This is a genomic window from Nocardiopsis synnemataformans, assembly GCF_965343085.1.
GTDB classification, from domain to species: Bacteria; Actinomycetota; Actinomycetes; order Streptosporangiales; family Streptosporangiaceae; genus Nocardiopsis; species Nocardiopsis alborubida.
On the sequence record NZ_CBDRFA010000165.1, the window covers coordinates 1 to 1,750 of the forward strand.

Consider the following 1,750-nt stretch of genomic DNA (forward strand, 5'->3'; position numbering starts at 1 on the left):
TCCCCCCCCCCCCCCGCCGTCGTGCACCGGGGAAGCGGGGTCAGTCGCCGGAGACGCCGTCCTGGCGCTGGTCGATCATGCCCTCCATCAGGTCGATCTCCTTGAGCTGGGAGTCGGCCATCCCCTGCGCGAAGTTGGTGACCAGGTCCTCCTGGCCCAGCTCCACCTCCGCCTCGGCCATCTCGATGCCGCCCCGGTGGTGGGCGATCATCAGCTCCAGGAAGAGGAGTTCGGCCTCCACTCCCTCGGCGTCCTCCAGGGACACCATCTCCTCGGAGGAGGCCAGGCCCGGCATCGTGTCGGGGACCTCGCCGCCCTCACCGCCGTGGTCGTGGCCCTCCATCCAGGCCATCGGCTCCTGCACGCCGCGCGCGTTGAGGTCCCAGGCCATCAGCCACCCCTGCATGATCCCGATCTGGGCCTGCTGCGTGCGGGTGATGTCGGTGGCCACCGTGCGCAGCTCGGGGTCCTCGGTCTTCTCCAGGATGATCATCGACATGTCCACGGCCTGGGCGTGGTGCGCGCTCATGTCACGCAGGAACCCGGCGTCGGCGCCGGTGTCCAGGGGGTGGGACGGGCGTCCCAGCAGGTAACCCCCGCCCAGGGCCAGTACGACGAGGATCACAGTGATCCACATCGGTACCGAACGCCAGGACACCCGCGACGGGGTCTCCTCGTCCGGTGCCCCGTCCTCCCACGGGGGCCCGTCGTCGTCCGGGACATCGCCGACGTGGTCGGCGGTCCCGGCCGCGGGACCGTTTTTCTGTTCCATAGGAACCATCCTGGTCGAATCGCCCAACTCTGGTGCCAAAGTAGAGGATAGGTAAGTCCCTAATGTCACCATCCATCCCAGGAGACCCAGTGGCCAAGAAGAAGACGGCGGAGGAGCGTCGCCGCCGCGCCGCCGAGCTGAAGGCGCAACGCGTCAAAGAGGAACGCCGCCGCAAAATCCTTACCACCACCGGTATCACGACCGCTGTGGTCCTGGTCGTGGGGTTGATCGGTTTCCTCGTCTTCATGGAGTTCCGCAGCCGCACGATCTCGGGGGTGGAGGAGTACGAGGTCGGCTCCTACGCCCACGTCGACACCGGACAGCGCGTGAACTACGAGCAGACCCCGCCCGTGGGCGGCGACCACTGGAACGCCTGGCAGAACTGCGGTGTCTACACCGAGCCGGTGACCCACGAGTTCGCGGTGCACTCCCTGGAGCACGGCGCGGTGTGGATCAACTACCGGCCCGACCTGCCCGAGGACCAGGTGCAGACGCTGACCGACATGTACAGCTCCGGCGACTACCTGGTGATCAGCCCCTACGCGGGTGAGCTGGACGCGCCGATCGTCGCCTCCAGCTGGGGACGCCAGATCAGCGCCGAGAGCGCCGACGACGAGAACCTCCAGCGCTTCGTGCGGCTGTACGAGCGCGGCACCGACGTTCCCGAGCCGGGCGCCGCCTGCTCCGGTGGCGTGGCGGAGAACGCCGAGGAGGTCGAGGCCATGCTCGGCAGCGGCGGCGGCGTGGACGCCGAGACCATGGAGGGCACCGAGGGCGGCGACGCCGGAGCCGAGGAGGGCACGGAGGAAGGCACTGAGGAGGGCGCCGGGGACGAGGCCTCCGACGCCGCCGAGGACGAGCCGGCCGCTGAGGAGTCGACCGGGACGGAGAACTGACGGGACTTTCCACCGTCACCGTGATCCCGTGATGACCGAACGTGGGGGGGGGGGGGGGGGGGGGGGGGGGGGGGGGGGGGGG

Annotated in this window: 2 protein-coding genes; one reads left to right on the forward strand and one right to left on the reverse strand. The window is 69.5% G+C overall.

All coding sequences use genetic code 11. The annotated features are described in order from the left end of the window. Positions 1–40: 40 nt before the first annotated feature. Complete coding sequence (locus ACSIH6_RS39255; RefSeq protein ID WP_435113950.1) at positions 41–772, reverse strand: DUF305 domain-containing protein; 732 nt, start codon at positions 770–772, stop codon at positions 41–43. Between the two features lie 89 nt (positions 773–861). Between ACSIH6_RS39255 and ACSIH6_RS39260 the strand changes: the two genes are divergently transcribed. Next, positions 862–1,668, forward strand: a complete 807-nt coding sequence (locus ACSIH6_RS39260) for a thioredoxin-like domain-containing protein (protein ID WP_435113952.1) — start codon at positions 862–864, stop codon at positions 1,666–1,668. Positions 1,669–1,750: the final 82 nt, after the last annotated feature.

Excerpts from the sequence above, each read along its gene's own strand:
- ACSIH6_RS39255 (WP_435113950.1), bottom strand. The coding sequence starts at position 772 with ATGGAACAGAAAAACGGTCCCGCGGCCGGGACCGCCGACCACGTCGGC.